At 72.4% G+C, this 12,680-nt stretch carries 12 protein-coding genes; 2 read left to right on the plus strand and 10 right to left on the minus strand.

Translation table 11 applies throughout. The features are described from left to right. Positions 1-103: 103 nt before the first annotated feature. Together ACZ6S8_RS15475 and ACZ6S8_RS15480 are read left to right on the plus strand one after the other, a co-directional pair. Positions 104-340, plus strand: a complete 237-nt coding sequence (locus ACZ6S8_RS15475; protein WP_469455879.1) for a hypothetical protein — start codon at positions 104-106, stop codon at positions 338-340. After that, positions 337-1,620, plus strand: a complete 1,284-nt coding sequence (locus ACZ6S8_RS15480) for an MFS transporter (protein WP_469455881.1) — start codon at positions 337-339, stop codon at positions 1,618-1,620. Before ACZ6S8_RS15475 ends, ACZ6S8_RS15480 begins: the two co-directional genes overlap by 4 nt. Here the strand turns inward: ACZ6S8_RS15480 and ACZ6S8_RS15485 are convergent. From ACZ6S8_RS15485 to mycP, 10 genes are all read right to left on the minus strand, one after another. Next, positions 1,571-2,368 carry a S16 family serine protease gene (locus ACZ6S8_RS15485; RefSeq protein ID WP_469455883.1) on the minus strand — a complete coding sequence of 266 codons (798 nt, stop codon included), beginning with the start codon at positions 2,366-2,368 and terminating at the stop codon, positions 1,571-1,573. The two genes, ACZ6S8_RS15480 and ACZ6S8_RS15485, sit on opposite strands and share 50 nt — an antisense overlap. Positions 2,369-2,559: 191 nt before the next feature. Continuing rightward, the gene (locus ACZ6S8_RS15490) at positions 2,560-3,201 is read right to left on the minus strand and encodes an IclR family transcriptional regulator (protein ID WP_054222485.1); all 642 of its coding nucleotides are present in this window, start codon (positions 3,199-3,201) and stop codon (positions 2,560-2,562) included. A 657-nt stretch (positions 3,202-3,858) separates the two neighbouring features. Beyond that, the gene (locus ACZ6S8_RS15495; RefSeq protein ID WP_469455885.1) at positions 3,859-5,643 is read right to left on the minus strand and encodes a DEAD/DEAH box helicase; all 1,785 of its coding nucleotides are present in this window, start codon (positions 5,641-5,643) and stop codon (positions 3,859-3,861) included. Positions 5,644-5,779: 136 nt separating this feature from the next. Further along, on the minus strand, positions 5,780-6,232 hold the full coding sequence (locus ACZ6S8_RS15500; protein ID WP_469455887.1) for a type II toxin-antitoxin system death-on-curing family toxin: 453 nt from the start codon (positions 6,230-6,232) through the stop codon (positions 5,780-5,782). Next, entirely contained in the window at positions 6,229-6,429 is a 201-nt protein-coding gene (locus ACZ6S8_RS15505; RefSeq protein WP_469455889.1) for a hypothetical protein, read from the minus strand. The genes ACZ6S8_RS15500 and ACZ6S8_RS15505 overlap by 4 nt, the downstream gene beginning before the upstream one ends. 107 nt (positions 6,430-6,536) lie before the next feature. Next, positions 6,537-8,024 carry an MFS transporter gene (locus ACZ6S8_RS15510; protein ID WP_469455890.1) on the minus strand — a complete coding sequence of 496 codons (1,488 nt, stop codon included), beginning with the start codon at positions 8,022-8,024 and terminating at the stop codon, positions 6,537-6,539. 156 nt (positions 8,025-8,180) lie between these two features. Then, the gene (locus tag ACZ6S8_RS15515; protein ID WP_469455892.1) at positions 8,181-8,726 is read right to left on the minus strand and encodes a hypothetical protein; all 546 of its coding nucleotides are present in this window, start codon (positions 8,724-8,726) and stop codon (positions 8,181-8,183) included. Beyond that, entirely contained in the window at positions 8,726-11,011 is a 2,286-nt protein-coding gene (locus ACZ6S8_RS15520) for a hypothetical protein (protein WP_469455894.1), read from the minus strand. Before ACZ6S8_RS15520 ends, ACZ6S8_RS15515 begins: the two co-directional genes overlap by 1 nt. Before the next feature lie 7 nt (positions 11,012-11,018). Further along, positions 11,019-11,441 carry a hypothetical protein gene (locus ACZ6S8_RS15525; protein ID WP_469455896.1) on the minus strand — a complete coding sequence of 141 codons (423 nt, stop codon included), beginning with the start codon at positions 11,439-11,441 and terminating at the stop codon, positions 11,019-11,021. A 32-nt stretch (positions 11,442-11,473) separates the two neighbouring features. Continuing rightward, positions 11,474-12,661 (minus strand): type VII secretion-associated serine protease mycosin, encoded by a 1,188-nt coding sequence (mycP, locus tag ACZ6S8_RS15530; protein WP_469455898.1) that lies wholly within the window; start codon positions 12,659-12,661, stop codon positions 11,474-11,476. Positions 12,662-12,680: the final 19 nt, after the last annotated feature.

A 12,680-nucleotide genomic window follows, 5' to 3' on the forward strand; every position in this document is an offset into this window, starting at 1 on the left:
CGCGACACTTCCCCCCCCTCACCCCCGGGCCCCCGGCCCCGGGGCCGCCCCGCCCTGCCCTCGCCTGCTCCGCCCCGATCCTCCACAGAAGGAGTCACCTGCCATGCACGCCTTCGACCACCTCCGCACGCACGCCGCCCGCACCTCCGAGCTGGCCGCCGAGGCCGCCGAGCGCCGCCTCGTCCGGGAGGCCGCGCCGGTCGCCGGGGCGGTCGCCGGGGCGGTCGCCGCCGCACTGCCCGCCCTGCGGAACCGGCTGGGCGAGGCCCTGGTCACCGCCGGGATCCGGCTCATGGAGCCCGCCCGCGTCCACGCCCGGCACCAGCGGGGCGCCGCGTGAGCAGGCGTCCGTTCGTCGCGGTCCTGGCCGCCAACACCATTTCCATAGCGGGGAGTTCACTCACCCTCATCGGCGTCCCGTGGTTCGTGCTGGAGACCACCGGAAGCGCCGCCCGGGCGGGCGTCGTCGCCTTCTGCGCCACCCTGCCGGTCGTGGTCGCCGCGCTCGTCGGCGGCCCGGTCATCGACCGCGCCGGCCGCCGCCGGGTCGCGGCGGCCTCCGACCTCGTCTGCGGCCTCGCGGTGGGGGCGGTCCCGCTGCTGCACCACGCGGGGCTCCTGGAGTTCTGGATGCTGTGCGCACTGATGGCCGTCAGCGGCCTCGTGCACACGCCGGGGCTGACCGCCCGGTACGTGCTGCTCCCCCACCTCGCCGAGCACGCCGGGACGTCCGTGACCCGGGCGGCGGGACTCTACGACGCCGTCTCGCGCGGCGCCCGGATGATCGGGGCGGCGGTGGCGGGCGTCCTCATCGCGGCCTTCGGCGCCGAGACCGTACTGCTCCTGGACGCGGCGACCTTCGGGGTGTCGGCGCTGCTGCTCACCGCGTTCCTGCGCGGGATCCCGGCGGCCGAGCCCCAACGCGGTCTCGGCAAGGTGTCGTTCGCCTCCTACCGGGCCGAACTCGCCGAGGGATGGGCCTTCCTGACCCGCTCGCGGCTGCTGATGGGCATCACCGTGATGGTGATGATGACCAACGGCCTGGACCAGGGCTGGTCTTCCGTCCTGCTGCCCGTGCACGCCGGCGGGAGCCTCGGCGGCGCCGGCGCACTGGGCCTGCTGATCTCGCTCTTCGGCGGCTTCGCACTGCTGGGCGCCCTGCTCTACGGGGCGTGGGGCGAGCGGTTCCCGCGCCGGACCGTGTTCGCGGCGGCCTTCCTGGCCTCCGGAGCGACCCGCTACGCGGTGGCGGCCGTCACCGACACGGCCCTCCCCCTCGCGGTGACGATGGCGCTGGCCGGTCTGGGCGCGGGCATGCTCAACCCGATCCTGACGACGGTGCTGTACGAACGGGTGCCGGAGGAGCTGCGCAGCCGCGTCTCCGGGGTCACGACGGCGGGCTGCGAGCTGACCATGCCGCTGGGCGGGCTGGCCGCCGGTCTGCTCGTCGAGGGGTTCGGGGCGACGAGGGCGCTGCTGCTGTTCGGCGGCGCCTACCTGCTGACGACGCTCGCCCCGCTGGTCTTCCCCGCGTGGCGCGGGCTGGCGGCCCCGGCGCCGGCCGCGGACCTCAGCAGGACGGAACGGGCCCTCCCCGGTTCAGCGCGCGCAACGCGTTGACCGCGTCCGTCAGCGAGGTGACGGGGACCAGCCGCAGCCCCTCGGGAAGTTCCGATTGCGCGTCGGAGCACTCCGCCTTCGGTACGAGGAACACGCTCGCCCCGTCGCGGCGCGCGGCCTGCGTCTTGAGGGGGACGCCGCCGACCGGGCCGACCGTGCCGTCGGCGCTGATGGTGCCCGTACCGGCGATGCTTCGGCCGCCGGTGAGGTCGCCGCCGCTGCCGTCCCCGTCGAGCTTGTCGACGATGCCGAGGGAGAAGAGCAGCCCGGCGCTCGGGCCGCCGACGTCGGCGAGGTTCAGCTCGACCTTCACGTCCTCGGGGTCCTTGCGGAGGAAGCCGAGGGCGGCGTCGGTGGCGCTCGACTGCGACTTGGCCATTTCCTCCAGGTTGTGCGCCTCGATCTCCTCGTCGCTTCCGCCACCGGAGTAGACGGCCTCCTTGGGCATGACGGACCGGGCGGGGTCGAACCAGTGGTCGACGAGCTCCGGCAGGGTGACCGTCGTGGAGGGTCCGGTCGCCTGGATGGTGGTCATGCGGAGCTGGCCCTCGGTCTGCCGGGTCGGGGCGCCGCTGACCGCGATGACGGCCTTGCCGTCCCGCTCGCCGAGCACGTCGGCCGTGAGGCCGGGCTGGGCGATCACGAAGGGCAGCGGCGCGAGCGCGGCGACGGCGAACAGCGCGGCGACGGGCACGGCGCAGACGGCCAGGGCGGCGGGAAGCGGCAGACGTGTGAGGCGAGAGAGCACCCGCCCAATCTATCGGCCCGCCCGCACCGTGCGGCGTCGCCGGTACGCGGGCCCCTGCGGCGCCGGTACGCGGGCCTTGCGGCGCCGCCGGCCGGCGGGCGCACGGACCGGTCCCCCGCAGCGGCGGACGGGCCGGACCCGGCGCACTGCCGCGCCCGGTCCGGCCCGTCCCGCGTCGGCGGGTCACGGGGTCAGCGCAGGGCGTCCGCGACCTCGCGCGCGGCGTCGACCACCCGCGGCCCGACCCGTTCCGGTACCGCGTCGGCCAGCATCACGACGCCGACGCTGCCCTCCAGCCCCGTGATGCCCACGAGGGGCGCGGCGGCGCCGCTGGCGCCCGCTTCCAGCTCCCCGTGGGTCAGCGTGTAGCCCGGCTCGATCAGGGTGCCCTGGCGGGCCGCCAGGATGGCCCGTCCGGCGGCCCCGCGGTCCAGCGGGTGGCGGAAGCCGGGCCGGTAGGCCACGTGGTAGTCGGTCCAGGTCGGTTCCACGACGGCGACGGCGAGCGCCTCGGTGCCGTCGACGAGGGTCAGGTGCGCGGTGGCCCCTATGTCCTCGGCGAGGGACCGCAGCGCGGGCAGGGCCGCCTCGCGGACGAGCGGGTGGACCTGGCGGCCCAGGCGCAGCACGCCGAGGCCGACACGGGCCCGGCCGCCGAGGTCGCGGCGGACCAGGGCGTGCTGTTCGAGGGTGGCCAGAAGCCGGTAGACCACGGTGCGGTTGACACCGAGGCGGTTGGAGAGCTCGGTGACGGTCAGACCGTGGTCGGTGTCGGCGAGCAGTTTGAGGACTCTGAGCCCTCTGTCGAGAGTCTGGGAGGTTTCCGCGGTCACGACGCCTCTCCCTCTTTCGGTGGGCGGCGGTGACTCTCGGGGTGGCACGCCGCCGGTCCCGCGGCGGCGCACGGAGAGGCCGCCGGTAGCGGCCATGGCACCGGCTGCGCTCCCGCGGCGGCGCTGCCACGGTGCGTTCGATGCGGGGACAGTAGCGAGCGGGTCCGCTCAGCGGAAGGCCTCGTCCAGAATCCGGGCGCCTACTACCTGTTTATGACGGTTCCTGATCGACCTCGGTGTCAATTTGTGACCTCGCGGCGCTCCGGACGTCCCCGGAACCCCCTCCCGCCGCGGGCGTTCGAAAAGTCGACTCCGTCGGCCCGACCGGGTGCGCCCGGCGCACCCGGAGCGTGCCGCGGGCGGACCGCCCGCCCGCCCTGCGCGGCGTCCCCGGACCGGCTGCGGCAGGGCCCCCGCCGGACCGCCCGGCCGCCCCGGCGAGCGCTCCGGCGACCGTACGGGCGAGGTCCGCACCGGCCCCCGCCCTGCCCCGTCCCGGGGCCCGGCGCCCCGGGACGGAGGGACCGGCGGTGGCTCGAAACCGCCGTTCGGGGGGACCCGCGACACGGGACGGGCCGGGGTCCGTGCGATGCCCCGCACGAACCCCGGCCCGTCTCCTGTACGAACGTCACGAACGGGGCGAACCGCACGAACGGCTCACCGCATGCGGGTGGCCCACTCCTGCACCTTCTTGATCCGCTCGCGCAGCTGCCCCGCCGTGGCCTCAGCGCTCGGCGGGCCGCCGCACACCCGGCGCAGCTCCGTGTGGATCACCCCGTGCGGCTTGCCGCTCTGGTGGACGTACGCGCCCACCATCGTGTTCAGCGACTTGCGCAGCTCCAGCAGCTCCTTGTGCGAGACCACGGGCCGCCGGTCGGCCGGCAGCTCCAGCAGGTCCGCCTCGGAGTCCGGCTTGCGGCGGCTGTGCGCGATCTGCCGCGACTGCCGCTTCTGGAGCAGCATCTGCACCTGGTCCGGTTCCAGCAGTCCCGGGATGCCGAGGTAGTCCTGCTCCTCTTCGCTGCCCGGGTGGGCCTGCATGCCGAACTCGGCGCCGTCGTAGAGGACCCGGTCGAAGACGGCGTCGGACTCCAGCGCCTCGAAGGACATCTGCTCCTCGTCGCCGGTGTCCTCGTCCTCCTGCTTGTTCGCCTCGTCCATTTCCTTCTCGGACTCGGCGTACGGGTCTTCCTCGCCCTGCTTCTTCGGCTTGTCGAGCACGTGGTCGCGCTCGACCTCCATCTCGTTCGCGAAGCCCAGCAGGTAGGGAATGGTCGGGAGGAACACCGAAGCCGTCTCGCCGCGCCTGCGCGATCGCACGAAGCGCCCGACGGCCTGCGCGAAGAACAGCGGCGTCGAGATGGTCGTCGCGTAGACGCCCACCGCCAGCCGCGGCACGTCGACGCCCTCCGACACCATGCGGACGGCGACCATCCAGCGGCTGCCGTCCACGCTGAACTCGTCGATGCGCTTCGACGCGCCGGTGTCGTCGGACAGCACCACGGTCGCCTTGCTGCCCGTGATGTCCTTCAGCAGCTTGGCGTACGCGCGCGCCGACTCCTGGTCGGAGGCGATGACGAGCCCGCCCGCGTCCGGGATGCCCTTCCTGACCTCCGTGAGGCGCTGGTCGGCGGCGCGCAGCACGTTCGGCATCCAGTCGCCGCGCGGGTCCAGGGCCGTGCGCCAGGCCTGCGAGATGGCGTCCTTGGTCATCGGCTCGCCGAGCCGGGCGGCGATCTCGTCGCCCGCCTTGGTGCGCCAGCGCATGTTGCCGCTGTAGGACAGGAAGATCACCGGCCGGACGACGCCGTCGCCCAGCGCGTTCCCGTAGCCGTAGGTGTAGTCGGCGGAGGACCGCCGGATGCCGTCGTTCCCCTCCTCGTACGCCACGAAGGGGATCGGGTTGGTGTCGGACCGGAAGGGGGTACCGGTCAGGGCGAGGCGCCGCGTCGCCGGGTCGAAGGCCTCCAGGCAGGCCTCGCCCCAGGACTTCGAGTCGCCCGCGTGGTGGATCTCGTCGAGGATCACCAGGGTCTTGCGCTGCTCGCACCGGTTGCGGTGCAGCATCGGACGCACGCCGACACCCGCGTACGTCACGGCGACGCCGTGGTAGTCCTTGCTCAGCGGGCCCGCCGAGTACTCGGGGTCGAGCCGGATGCCTATCCGGGCGGCGGCCTCGGCCCACTGCTTCTTCAGGTGCTCGGTCGGCGCGACGACGGTCACCTGCTGGACCACGTGGTGGTGCAGCAGCCAGGACGCGAGCGTCAGCGCGAAGGTGGTCTTTCCCGCGCCCGGGGTCGCGACCGCGAGGAAGTCCCGCGGCTGGGTCTCGATGTAGCGGTCCAGCGCCCCCTGCTGCCAGGCACGCAGCGCGTTGGCGGTGCCCCAGGGGGCACGGCCGGGGAAGGCGGGTGAGAGGTGGTGGGAGGCGGTAGTAGTCACGGTCTCCGGTTCGTGCTCTCGGCGTACTCGCGTACTGGTACGGGCAGTCGTACGTAGGACAACCGGGCCACCCTACCGGCCCGGGCCCGCCCCTCGCGGAGGGACAGGCCCGTGACCTCGGGCAGTGCGGCGAGCGTCACATCCGGCGCAGCCGCTCCGCGATCCGCCCGGTGTCCGGCTCGTTCCCGGCCGCGACGTCGATGACCAGGCCGTACGCGCGTTCCTGGTCGACGTCCCCGAAATCGACCCCGTTCACGGTGAGGAAGGTCGCGGCGGCCAGCCAGGCGGTCCGCTTGTTCCCGTCGACGAGGGGGTGGTTCACGGCGATGGCGTGGAGGAGGGCCGCTGCCTGCTCGTACGGGTCCTCGTAGGCCGGGGTCCCGAACATCCGGGCCCGGGGCCGGTGCACGGCGGACTCCAGCAGCCCGGGGGCGCGCAGCTCGACGGGCTGCCCCCGGGCGAGGCAGGCGTACCGGGCCAGGTCGAGCACCTCGGCGAGCGTGAGGTGCCGTACGGGGGCGGCGGCGGCCCCGGTTGCGGCGGTCCCGGCGGCGGCGGTCCCGGCGGCGGCCGGGTGGCGCGCCGTCACGAGCCGAGCCGCTTCAGCAGCGCGGAGTGCCGCTCCGCCAGCCCCTCGGCGGCCGCGCCGACCCGGGCGCGCTCGGCCCGCAGGTGGGCCCGTACGGCCTCCAGGGCCACGGCCTCGGGGGTGCTGCCGACGGCGTCGGCCAGATCGGCCAGCTCGGCGCGCTCGGCGGCGTCCAGCCCGATGATCGTCTCGTCCATCCGGCGACCCTAGCGGCGACGGGCACGGAACTCCCCCGGGTTTCGGCGGGGGCCCGGGGGCCGGCGGCTGACGGCCCGCGTCGGCGCCGGCGGTCAGCGGCCGGCGGTCAGCGGTCGGTCGGGGCCGAGGCAGGGGCAGGGGGCCGGTCGGTGTGCAGCCGGGTCGCCACCCAGGCGCCCACCAGCGCGACGCACGCCATCGGCAGGAAGACCACCACGAAGGCCCCCGGGTGCGAGGCGCCCGCATCGGCGGCGTCCGCCACGGCGTGCGCGGCCCCGACCGAGCCTCCGCCGAGCGCGGCGAACGCGGCGCCGCCCCCGGCCAGCAGGACCACGTTCGCCAGCGCGTCGGAGATCTGCAACGCGGCGGAGTTGGTCCCGGCTTCCTGCGGCGCGGACAGCTTCAGCAGCAGCACGCTCGTCGAGCCGATGACCAGGCCCATGCCGAGGCAGCCCAGCGCCCAGGCCAGTGCCAGCGTCCACACCGGCACCGACTGGATCAGCACCGCGGGGGCGGCCGCGATGGCCACCGCCACCATGATCATCCCGCCGACCATCAGCCGTTCCCGGTACGGGGCCATCCGCCCCTTCGACTGCACCCACGAGCCGGCCGCCCAGGTCACGCCGCCCAGCGCGAGCGAGAACCCGGCCATCGTCGGGCTCAGGCCCCGCTGGGTGACCAGCATCAGCGGCACGAAGCTCTCCGCCGCGATGAACGACCCCGCCGCCACCCCGCGCAACAGCACCACCGACGGCAGCCCGCGCCGCGCCCGGTACGTCCCGCGCGGCAGCAGTCCCAGCACCGCGGGCACCATCAGGGCCGCGCCGGCGGCGGCCGGCAGCAGCGACAGCCACCGCAGGTCCTGGGCGGCGTACTGGAGCAGGCCCGCGCCCGCCGAGATGCCGAGGGCCAGCCGGATCCGGCGCCGGTCGAAGGCGGCGGGCGCGCCGCCGGTGTCGACGGGACCGGAGGCCGTCCGGCGGATCGCAGGCAGCGCGACGACCAGGGGGACGACCACGAGGGCCGGTATCCCGAGGAAGACCCACCGCCACCCGAGGTGCTCGGTCACCGTCCCGGAGGCCAGCGGGCCCACGATGGACGGCACGACCCAGCTCGCGGCGAAGGCGGCCATGATCGCGGGGCGCAGCCGTTCCTCGTACGCCCGGCTGACGACGACGTAGAGCGCGACGATCACGAGCCCGCCGCCGAAGCCCTGCACGGCCCGGCCGAGCACGAACACCCACATGGCGCCGGCCGTCCCCGAGAACACCAGCCCGGCGGCGAAGGCCCCGATGCCGACGGTCAGGGGCCGCAGCGGCCCCTGCCGGTCGGCCCACTGGCCGGAGAGGACCATGCCGAAGAGGCTGGTGGTGAAGTAGGCGGAGAACGCGAAGGCGTACAGCGCGATCCCGTCGAGCTCGCGGGCGGCGACGGGCATGGCCGTGCCGACGGCGGTGGCCTCGAAGGCGATCAGGAAGACGACGGAGATGATCCCGATGCTGAGCGTCCGGTACGCGGACCCCAGAATGCCGCCCGCCGGCGGGATCGGAGCCGGGGCGGCCATCTGGGGCACACGGGGTTCAAGGGCACTCATCGCCCCAGAGTAAGGGGCGTGGACACATTTCAGCCCTGTCAATTAGGCGGATCCCCTCTCGGTCCCCGGCCTTAGGACCCGGACCACCGGCCCCTCATCCGAGGCCGGGACGGCCGTTCCGCGCTGCCCACTCGGGCGCCCGGGGCGCGGTCACGGTCACGTACCGCACTGCGTCTGCTGCTTCGCGACGTCCATGAGCTTCGTCATGAGGCCGTTGAAGTGCGGGCGCGAGGTACCTCGCTTCATGTGCTCCACGGAGCCGCTGATCGTCAGTCCGAGCCCGAAGGAGTCCTGCGTGCCCTTGCAGGCGAAGGTGACGAACGCCCCGGTGTCCCATACGTAGCCCTTGTCGCCCAGGGGCAACGGGTCCGGGGCGGGCTGGCCCGGGTCGGGCTGGAAGAAGAAGCTCTCCCCGAGAGGCTGTCGCCTGACCGTGACGCTCACCCGGTGTTCGCCGTCGACGACGACCTCGCACATCGCCTCGCGCCGCGTCGCGGTCAGCCGTGCGTCGATCGGCGACGTCTCCTTGGCGGTCTTCCCGGGCCCCATCAGCGGCTCCAGGTCGGACCGGGTGAACGCGCCGAAGCAGGTGCGTTCGGGCAGATGCGAGGAAGCCGCGGGCTGCTCCCCCGAACAGCCCGCCAGTACCGCGGCCGCGACCAGCATGCCCCCGGCCGCGCGAAAGACCCGTACGCACTCCATCACTGGCCTCCGTTCGACGTGGCAACCTGACCGCGGCCGACCGCGTGGCCGTTCGCCGTCTCGGACGAGGCCACACCGGCCAGCGCGTCGATGCTCCGCTGGTTCATGCCGGTCCCCTCAGCAGCCCTGCGCACCGACTCGGCCGCGGAAATGCCCGCCTCCTTCTGCGCATTCGTGTAGTCGAGTACGGCCGCGTCATCGGCTTCGTCGTTCTTCTTCGCCTGGTCCTTCTTGGCTCCCTCGACCACGCTCTCCGTGATGTCCTCCTGGACCCATTCCAGGACGTCCCCCGCCAACGGGACCAGTTCGAGGTACTTCCCGCCCGCGGCGCTGATCCCGCGGTTGATCCACTTCGCGTTGTCCTCGACGCCCTTGACGTATTCCTCCGCCTTGTGGCCGTTCTCCGCGAACGAACCCTCGGCCCTCGCCTCCGACAGGATTCCCGCGATCTGGCCGCCGGGGTGCACCACGGTCTTGATCGCCGCATCCAATTCTTCGTACTCGTTGCGATGCTCGAAGACGTCGTTGATGAGCATCGTCGTGTAGGTCCGCTGGGAGGTGGTGATGGCGCCGTAGGCTCCGGGGTCCTGGGCCACCGCGCCGATGAAGTCCGTCATGCTCTTCTTGTCGAACACGGCCCGTTCCCCGTTGGCCTTCATCATGTGGCTCGCGTCGTCGGCCGATGCCTGGATGTCCGGCGCGTACTCCGCCGCCATCTGGCCGAAGTGACCGGAGAGTTCCTTCAGCGGCCCGTCGGGCTCGCCCGGCTTCGCCGCCACGAGTTCCGGCTTGTCGCCGATCTTCTCGACGACCCGTTCCATGACGGATGCCATCTCCTTGGTGTGCGCCACGGGAGGCGAGTCCTGATCTCCTGGGCCGCGGTGGGAGACGGCGGCCATGAGCGCGTCGCCCACGGCCTGCTGGGCCGGGTGCAGGTCCCCGGTCCTGGTGATGTCGAAGCTGTCCATGTAGGGCTTCTTGTCGAGCACGTAGTCGACCATGCCCTGGCCCTCGCCGTGCTTCCCGCCGACCGCCTTGTCGTCCTTGGTGACGATGCCGTCGTGGTTGCTGTCCTCGCGGACCGGTTCGTTGAAGAAGGCCGTCGCCGCGTCCGGGTTGTTGCCGAGGGCCTCCATGAGCCCCGTCAGCGGGTAGAAGCCGCGGCCGCCGCCCTCGCCCTGGTTGAGCGCCATGTCCATGCTCATGGGGGTGGTGTACTCCCACACCTGCGGGTCCTTGCGGTCCATGGCGATCATGTCCCGCCCGACCGAGGTCAGGAACTCCGTGTCGTACTTCCCCTCGCGCAGCAGCGCGCCGAGCGCCTGGTAACCGTAGATCTTCGTCACTCCGCCGGTGACGTCCATCTCCTTACGGCCGGCCTTCATGAGTCCGGTCGTCCAGGCGGCGTCGAGGTGGTGGGGGACGTCCTTGTGCGTGGCCAGGCCGAGCATGGCGCCCATGTCGCTCTGGATGTTCGCCACCATCAGCGCGCGGTCCCGGCCGATCGGTCCGAGGCCCGTCGCGTCGAGCGACATCTTCGAGTACATCTCCAAGGTCCCCTCGGGACCGATGGTCCGGTAGAAGCCCGTCGCGAACTCGGGGTCCTCCCGGTTGTCGTCGAGCAGGTCCTCCAGTTCGCGCAGCGCCTCGACGTTCCGGGCCGTGCCGCCGTCGCCGGTGACCTTCTTCATCAGGTCGGCGGCCCGCGCCGCCTGCTCGGCGTCCAGCGTGGTGAACGCGGGTCCGCTGAAGTCGTGCTGGTCCCCCACGTTCGCCCGCAGCACGCGGCAGAGCGACTCGTCGGCGTCCGCCGCGTCCTCGACCGCCCGGTTGATGCGGGCCTGCCAGGCGTCCCGGTTGGTGCGCAGCGACTGCTGGTAGTCGGGGTCGTGCCGCGCGGCGTTCCGCTCCCCCTCCGTGGCGAGCGGCAGGGCCGTCACGCGGCCGGTCGCGTCGACCTGGAAGCCGGCCGCCGGAGCCTCCGCGGCGAGCTTCTTCAGCTGGTCCTGCGCGGCCTTGAAGGTGGCGTGGGCATCAGCGAGAACGCCGTGCATGCCCGTGGCTTCCTTGGCGGCGTCCTCGAACTCCTTGGCAGTCTTGGTGACGAACTCCCGCGCCACACCGGCGGTGACCCCGCTCCACTGGGCCTTGTCGGCCTTCGCCTTCATGCCGTTGCGGGCCGCCTCGGCCATCTCGTCCAGCTTGCCCGCCATCGCCTTCCAGTCGGTCACTGCGGTCTGGAGCTGCCCCAGGGGGGCGTTCATCACGTTCTCGTACGTCAGCACGGGGCGCCTACTTGAGATATCCGTCGAGGGCGGACGTGGTGAAGTCGGCGTGGAGCTGCTGCTCGTCCTTGGCGTGCGAGGAGAGCGAGTAGTTCAGGCCGTTGGAGATGTTCGCGCAGGCGGCCACCAGCGTCTTGACCTGGCTTTCCCACGTGCTCTGCGCCTTGGAAAGCGCCGCCCCGCTCGCGAAGTTCTCCTTCGTGAGCGCACCCGCGGCCTCGGTGGTGGCAGTCGCCGCGTGCTTCCCGTCGGTCTGCAGGCGCGCGTGCAGCTTGTAGGCCTCGGAGCCGACCGCACCTATGTGGTCCTGGTTGACCTCGAGGTCACCTCCGCCACCGCCCCCGGGCTCGGGGGCCACCTGGTTGAGCCGCATGGAGACCTTGGTGGTGGCCGCGGCGCGCGCCGCCGACCATTCCTCGTCGAACGACATCGCGTGAACTCCCCAGTACAGGTCGGATCGGGTCAGCGGTTGGTGCGGCGTACGACCACGGCGGTGACGGCGCCGCCGATCAGCAGGCAGGCACCCAGCCCGATGCCGAGCCAGGGCAGGAGGCTGCTGCTGTCTTTCTCCGCCGCCTCGGCCCGGGGCGCGGGCGTCTCCGCCGCTTTGCCGTCGGCGGAGGCGCCGGGCGCCGGCGACTTGGCCGCGGCGTCGGCGGCCGCGAGGTCGGGCAACGGGTACACGTCGGCGGGCCCGGGGTCCCCGGGGGTGGGCAGTGCGATGCGGGGCCGGACGACGCCGTAGCCGACGTAGTCGTTGCGCTCGGCCCCGTCGGTGGGCTTGCCGGCGGTGTTCAGCAGGACGCGAAGCACCTGGTTGTTGGTCCAGTCCGGGTGCACGGCCCAGAGCAGGGCGGCCGAGGCGGAGGCGAGGGCGGTGGCGTCACTGGTGCCATGTGTTTTGCACAGGCCGGTCTTGCCCTTGCAGGCCGAGACGATGTCGATGCCAGGTGCGGCCATGTCGATCTGGGGGCCGTTCTGTGATTCCTTGGTCGGCATACCGTTCGCATCCACGGCACTAATGCCGACCACTCCGGGAGTGGCAGCGGGGTAGGCGACCTCATTGGTCGTATCGCCCGAATTACCCACCGCGGCAAAGATCAGCTTCCCCTTCGAGAGTGCATACTTCACCGCAGCGGCCCGGCCTTGATCTTGCTCAGGCTTACCGGGCAGACCCATAGAAATATTGATGACCTTGGCATCTGAATCCGCCGCATACCGAATGGCTTCGACAATGGACGGAGTCGAGGCCCCTTCGAGCATGTCCGGTACTCGAATCGGAAGGATCTTGGCACCGGGTGCGAGGCCGTAAGCACCGTCGCCACTGGGGTGTTTTCCGGTGCCGGCAATCATGGCGGCCATCCCGGTGCCGTGTCCACGGTAGTCGTTATCCTTATCGCCCTCGGCGTCACCGACGGGAAACACCGCACCAGGGAGGACTTGTCCCTCAAGTTCCGGAATTCGGTCAACCCCTGAGTCGATCACCGCGACGGTGATCCCTCTACCCGTGCTGATCTTCCACAAGTCGTCGGCCTTCATGGCGTCGAGATGCCACTGCTGCGAACGAATCGTGTCTGCGTGGGCCGGGGTCGCGGCGACCCCGGCCAGCAGGAGACCCACGAGGGCCGAGGTCGCCTTGCGCATGCGCATCCGGTACAACGTCCGTTCT

The organism is Streptomyces sp. NPDC048461 (assembly GCF_055587105.1).